Genomic DNA, 6,310 nt, shown 5'->3' with positions numbered 1-6,310 from the left:
GTCACCATGATTATATCACCGGGCTGGAGCGCATCCGGCCCAGTGAAATGCACAATGTGGTTGCTGCCGGTGCGGCCCTGCACGCCTGATTCACTCCGCCCTTCCACCATCACCTCGACGCTTTTGCCAAGAAACTCCTGGTTGCGCTCCAGGCTGATCTCATCCTGCCGCGCCTGAAAGCGTTCCAGCCGCTGGCTTTTGACCTGCTCATCCACTTTGTCAGGAAAGTCTGCCGAGCGTGTGCCTGGGCGGTCAGAGTATTTGAAGGAGAAGGAGCCATGAAAACGCACTGTCTCCAGCAGGCTCATGGTCTGCTCAAAGTCCTCCTCAGTCTCGCCGGGAAAGCCGACGATCACATCAGTGCTCAAGGCGATGTTCGGGCAGAAGGAGCGCAGCTCAGCCACTTTGTCCAAATACAGCTCGCGGGTGTATTTGCGGTGCATACGGCGCAGCACTGCGTTGGAGCCAGCCTGCACCGGCAGATGAAAATGCGGGCAGAGGTTGGGCAGGTCGCGGAAGCACTGCATCAGCTCTATGGATAAATCCTGCGGGTTGGAGGTGGTGAAGCGCAGCCGCCGCAGTCCCGGCACAGCTGCGGTCATCCGCAGCAGTTCAGCAAAGCTGACTGGCCGTTCGGCCACCGGGTTGGTTGTGCCGTAGGAGTTGACGTTCTGGCCAAGCAGGGTGATCTCCTGCACGCCTTGGCTGACCAGCAGCGCCGCTTCTTCCAGTATGTCCGCGACTAGGCGGCTGATCTCCCGGCCTCGCGTGCTCGGCACCACGCAGTAGGCGCACCAGTTGTCGCAGCCCTGCATGATGGTGACGAACTTGCGGCAGCTTTGCGGCGCGTCGGCCTTGCGCAGCAGCTTCTGAAAGGGCGGAATGACAAAATGCTTGTCCAGACCGCAGGCGATCTCTCTCCTGCTTTCCTTGCGCTCCAGACGCTGGAGCATGTCCGGCAGCCGCCATATCTGCTGCGTGCCGATGACTATGTCCACATGCGGCATCCGCTCAAAGATGCGCTCGCCCTCCTGCTGCGCCACGCAGCCCGCCACCGCGATGCGCAGACCAGGCCGCCGCCGCTTCTCCTGCCGGAGCGAGCCGAGCAGGCTGAAGAACTTCTGCTCGGCCTTGGCACGGATCGAGCAGGTGTTGAGGATGATCAGGTCGGCCTCTGCCGCTTCCGCTGCCGGGACATAGCCGCATTGGGCCAGGAGCTGCTCCATGATCTCCGAGTCGCGCTCGTTCATCTGGCAGCCAAAGGTCTTGATGTGGAGGTGTTTGGTCATGATCTCAAGTGCCAAAAAAAAGAGCGGGCCAAGAAGCCCGCCGTCTTGCATACAGTCGGAGCATCATACAACAAGCAGGAGCTGTGATTCTGAGCAAGGCGGGAATCTCCTCAAAAACCTACCGCAGAACAGGGCAAGGCGCAACTCTTTTCTGGCAGGAGGAGCAACGGCGGGGCAGCGCATGGAGGCAGGCTGCTCATTGCCGCATGGTTGGCGCATGATTTTTTTTGCCGTGTCGGCTATGATGGTTGCCAAATGCGCAAGCCAGGTTCTCTGCCGCGCGGCAATCAATCCTCACTTTTCTCGAACAAGGAGCTTCCCATGAGCAAGCACTATCTCAGCAAACTGTTTGAACCGAAGTCTGTGGCTGTGTTCGGGGCCAGCGACCGCGAATGCGCGGTCGGCAATCTGGTGTTCAGGAATATGATCGAAGGCGGCTTCAAGGGCGAGGTTTATCCGATCAACCCCAAGCGCGAGACAGTGCAGGGCCATAAAGCCTATCCTGACTTGAAGAGCATCGGCCAGCCAATTGATTTGGCGGTGATCACCACCCCGGCGGCCACTGTGCCTGCCATTATCGAAGCCTGCGGCAGCTACGGCATCCGTTCGGCGGTGATCATCTCGGCAGGCTTCCGGGAAATCGGGCCGCAGGGTCTGAAGCTGGAGCAGGCCGCCTTGGAGACAGCCCGCCGCCACGGGATGCGCTTTGTCGGACCGAACTGCCTCGGCATTATGCGGCCGGAGACCGGCCTAAACTGCACCTTCAACAAGGGCGGCGCGGCTCCGGGCAACATCGCCTTGGTCTCGCAGTCCGGCGCGCTCTGCACAGCCATTCTGGACTGGGCCGCAGCAAACAAGATCGGCTTCTCGGCTGTGGTCTCCACCGGCATCTCTGCTGACATAGACTTCGGCGACGTGCTGGATTATTTAGTCAATGACCCGAAGACCAAGAGCATCCTCCTTTATATCGAGGGCATTCACAACGCCTTGTCCTTCATGAGCGGACTGCGGGCAGCGGCCCGCTTCAAGCCGGTCATCGCCCTGAAGGTGGGCAGGCACGCCAGCGGCTCCAAAGCGGCGATGTCGCACACCGGCGCACTGGTCGGCGCGGATGATGTCTTTGAAAGCGCGTTGCGTCGGGCCGGCGTTCTGCGCGGCCTGCGCATAGCCAATCTCTTCTCCGCCGCTTCCACTTTGACCTTCCCGATCAAAGCCAGCGGCGAGCGGCTGGCCATCATCACCAACGGCGGCGGCCCTGGGGTTATGGCCACGGACCGCGCCGCTGATCTTGGCCTGCCGCTGGCAGAATTGTCCAAGGAGACGCTGAAGAAGCTGGACGCTGTGCTGCCGTCAACCTGGTCAAAGGCCAACCCGGTGGACATCATCGGCGATGCGGCCCCGGAGCGCTACGCCCAGGCTGTTGCCGCCTGTTTGGATGATCCGGGCGTGGACGGCATCCTGGTCATACTGACTCCGCAGGCCATGACCGATCCCGCAGGCGTGGCGCAGGCCTTGGTCGCGCTCAGCAAGCCCAAGGGCAAGCCCCTGCTCACCTGCTGGATGGGCGAGATACAAGTGGCAGAGGGACGGCGCATCCTCCGCGATGCCAACATTCCCACCTTCAACACCCCGGAGACAGCGGTTGACGCTTTCTCGTACCTGGTCAACCACAGCCGCAACCAGAAGCTGCTCCTAGAAACGCCGGAGCCGATGTCGCTGGACAAAGTCCCGGATGTGGAAGGGGCGCGGCTGATCATCGAGAGTGTGCTGGCCGAAGGCCGCAAGGTGCTGAGCGAGTCCGAATCCAAGGCCGTGCTGCGCGCCTTCCATATTCCCACCGCCAGCGCCAGCATCGTCCGTTCGCCCAATGAGGCCCTGGTGCAGGCGGAGAGCATCGGCTTTCCGGTGGCCTTGAAAATCAATTCGCCGGACATCACCCACAAGTCAGACGCGGGCGGCGTGCGCCTTGGCATCAGCAACGCCCAAGGCGCACGCAGTGCCTACAATGAGCTGGTCAACGCCGTGCGCAAAAACCGGCCCGAAGCCCGCATTGACGGCGTGACCATAGAGCCGATGTTCCAGCGGCCCAATGGCCGCGAGCTGCTGGTCGGCCTGGTCACAGATCCGGTCTTCGGCCCGGTGATCACCTTTGGCGCGGGCGGCATTGCGGTGGAGGTGATGGGCGACCGTGCTGTCACGCTGCCGCCGCTGAACCGCAAGCTGGTGCAGGACCTTATCGCCAGGACCAAGATCTCTAAGCTGCTTGGCGCGTTCCGGCACATGCCCAAGGTCAACCTGGAGGCATTGGAGCAGGTGCTGCTGCGGGTGTCGGAAATCGCCTGCGAGCTGCCCTTGGTCAAAGAGCTGGACATAAACCCGCTGATTGTGGACGAGAACGGGGCTGTTGCCGTGGATGCCCGCATTGTGGTGGATTATCATGTGCAGACCTCCGACCGCTACAGCCACATGGCTATTTACCCCTATCCCTCGCATCTGGTCACCAAACGGCAGCTGCCCAACGGCACGGACATGATCATCCGTCCCATCCGCCCGGAAGACGCTGAGCTGGAGCAGACCTTTGTCCGTAACCTCTCCGAGCAGGCCAAATACTTCCGCTTCATGCAGGCGCTGGACGAGCTCAGCCCGCAGATGGTCGCCCGCTTCACCCAGATTGATTACAGCCGGGAAATGGCCCTCATCGCCGTGGTCCAAGATGCGGCAGGCAAGGAGGCGGAGATCGGCGTTGCCCGCTACAGCATCAACCCGGACGGCAGGAGCTGCGAATTCGCCATCGTTGTGGCCGACGAGTGGCAGCGGCAGGGCATCGCCCACCTGCTCATGCAGCAGCTCATCGCCACAGCCCGCAACCACGGCCTCCAGATCATGGAAGGCGACGTGCTGGCCAACAACAATGACATGCTCACCTTGGTCGAGAAGCTCGGCTTCGCCATCAGCTCCGGCGGCGAGGACGGTGACGTGGTGCATGTGATGATGCGGCTCTGAGCTGCGGAAAGGGCGCGGGCCTGAGCGCCCAAACGAGTCTCAGGAAAAAACATCGAGGGTGCTCATTGAAAAACCATTCTCGATGTCGCACCAAGACCTCGAGCGAGGGCGTAGGACGACATCGAGCGAGGGAGCAGGACGGCATCGAGCGATCTCATACTAAGACCTCGCTCGATCTCATACCAAGACCTCGAGCGAGGGCGTAGGACGGCATCGAGCGAGGTCTTAGAAAAAGCTCGCTCGATGTTCTTTTCAAGAGCAGCGGGTAGGGCGGGAAAAACAGCGGGCCGCTTGCGGTAACTCCCCGCTTGACAGAGGGAGATATGCTCCAATACACTGGAGGATAGAGAACGTTGCAGCTTTTCCGCATGTCATCGCCGTGTCAGACGCAGGAGGATCAAAATGCAAGCCGAGATTGTTCATCGATTTAAAACCGTTTTGCCAAAGGTGCGTGAGTGGATTGACCATGTTGTGCAGGATCATGCGCCGCAGGCCCGCGCAGCCAGCTCGCTGGGGTTCAAGCAGCTGCCGGACTTCTTCCCTCAGGACCTGATTGAACAGGTGAAGGTTGTGACAGCGGCGCATATTCCCATCCCGCCTCTCAGCAGCTTTGGCCTGCCTGAGCTTGCCGCGCTTGAGCAAATGTCGGCCGGGGGCATCACCTTTCAAAACACGGTGTTCCTTCAAGTCAGCCAGGCATCCGAGAGCCTGCTTTTGCATGAGCTGGTCCATGTTGTGCAGTGGAACCGGCTCGGCCCTGACAACTTTCTTCTGGCATATGGGATTGGGCTGATGCAGTTCGGCTACCGAGAGAGTCCGCTGGAGCAGATAGCCTATTCGCTGCAAGCCCGGTTTGATGCGGGGATATTGCGGCCAGGCCTTGCGGTCGCCGCCGAGATTGAGCAGCACGCTGACGCTGTCTGGGCGAGCGCCGCGCCGATCCTCGCTGCGGCGTAGAGTGTCAGCCCGGCGCAGAAGCGCGCTTGGCTGGCGGCAGGCAATAAAAAAGCAGAGACCTTGCGGCCTCTGCTTCGCTGCTGCTCAGAGGGAGGAACTCAGTTCACGCCTTCCTTGCCCTCTTCGTTCTTGATCCGCGCCGGGATCGCGTACATGGTCGTGGAGCCGGACGACCAGAACATCAGCTTGCCTTTGGTGACCAGCGCGTTGGCGATCTTCTTGATGTCACGCGGGCCGCGCTCGGGGTCGCAGGCGTAGAAATCGCTGACGTAGAGCTGCGGCTTGGGCGACTTGGTCGCCTTCTCAATAATCGCTGCTTCGACTTCTTCAACAGTCATTGCCATGATAGTTCCCTGTCGGCAGAGTTTTTGTCAGGAAAGCACCCGGCCAGAGCATCTGGCCGGGCGCGGACGGCGCACTTACTTGCTGGTGTAAGCGGCCGTGGCTTTGGTGAACTTGAACTGCGTGCTGGTCCGCCAGGTGTCATAGGCCAGACGGTAGTCGTCAATCGACTTGTCGGTGAACGGAATCTCGCACTTCTCGAAGAACTTCTCCCAGCCGATGCGCTCCGCCCACTCGCCGATGCGCTCGTACTTGCGCGCGTCCTTGGCGTAGACCTCGACGATCTTGCGGATCACCTGCACAGTCTCCGGCCAGCGCGGCGGGGTGTTGGGCAGGAAGGGCACGACCAGCTTGGAGAACTTGGGCATGGACTTGGAGTTGGAGACCTTGCCGCCCACGAGTATGGCGATGCCGTCGCCGTCCGGGTCAGCCAGCGGCATGGCCGGACACATGGTGTAGCAGTTGCCGCAGAACATGCAGCGCTCGGCGTTGACCTGCACCGACTTCACTTCCTGACCGTTGACCTGAGCCTTGGCAGGCTTGATCGCGCCCAGCGGGCAGGCGGCGATGGCCAGAGGGATCTCGCAGACACCGGTGATGCGGCCATGATCAATCATCGGCGGCTTGCGGTGAATGCCGAGAATAGCGATGTCCGACGCATGAACCGCGCCGCACATGTTCAGGCAGCAGGCCAAAGCGATGCGCACCTGCGCAGGCAG

The 6,310-nt window shown here is 61.1% G+C and carries 5 protein-coding genes; 2 read left to right on the top strand and 3 right to left on the bottom strand.

All coding sequences use genetic code 11. From position 1 onward, the window contains the following. Window positions 1–1,289, bottom strand: a 1,289-nt coding sequence (gene miaB / locus ACNKID_RS09805) for a tRNA (N6-isopentenyl adenosine(37)-C2)-methylthiotransferase MiaB (RefSeq protein ID WP_417913248.1), incomplete at its 3' end; no start/stop codon positions are given. A gap of 321 nt (window positions 1,290–1,610) precedes the next feature. Between miaB and ACNKID_RS09800 the strand changes: the two genes are divergently transcribed. Next, a complete protein-coding gene (locus tag ACNKID_RS09800) occupies window positions 1,611–4,292 on the top strand; it encodes a GNAT family N-acetyltransferase (protein ID WP_417913247.1) in 2,682 nt (893 codons plus the stop codon). Between the two features lie 402 nt (window positions 4,293–4,694). Continuing rightward, a complete protein-coding gene (locus tag ACNKID_RS09795) occupies window positions 4,695–5,249 on the top strand; it encodes an eCIS core domain-containing protein (protein WP_417913246.1) in 555 nt (184 codons plus the stop codon). Between the two features lie 98 nt (window positions 5,250–5,347). Here ACNKID_RS09795 and ACNKID_RS09790 read toward each other — a convergent pair whose 3' ends face one another. Together ACNKID_RS09790 and ACNKID_RS09785 are read right to left on the bottom strand one after the other, a co-directional pair. After that, window positions 5,348–5,593, bottom strand: coding sequence for a dissimilatory sulfite reductase D family protein (locus tag ACNKID_RS09790; RefSeq protein WP_417913245.1), 246 nt, complete (start codon window positions 5,591–5,593; stop codon window positions 5,348–5,350). Window positions 5,594–5,668: 75 nt separating this feature from the next. Further along, the coding region (locus tag ACNKID_RS09785) for a 4Fe-4S dicluster domain-containing protein (protein ID WP_417913244.1) at window positions 5,669–6,310 on the bottom strand (642 nt) is incomplete at its 5' end.

The organism is Candidatus Electronema sp. TJ (assembly GCF_048287355.1).
GTDB lineage: Bacteria > Desulfobacterota > Desulfobulbia > Desulfobulbales > Desulfobulbaceae > Electronema.
Note: the sequence above shows the minus strand (reverse complement) of the source record. Positions and strands in the feature narration are given on the sequence as shown.

Bases quoted from the DNA above. Each gene is read 5' to 3' on its own strand.
- ACNKID_RS09800 (WP_417913247.1), top strand. From the start codon at position 1,611: ATGAGCAAGCACTATCTCAGCAAACTGTTTGAACCGAAGTCTGTGGCT.
- ACNKID_RS09795 (WP_417913246.1), top strand. From the start codon at position 4,695: ATGCAAGCCGAGATTGTTCATCGATTTAAAACCGTTTTGCCAAAGGTG.
- ACNKID_RS09790 (WP_417913245.1), bottom strand. From the start codon at position 5,593: ATGGCAATGACTGTTGAAGAAGTCGAAGCAGCGATTATTGAGAAGGCG.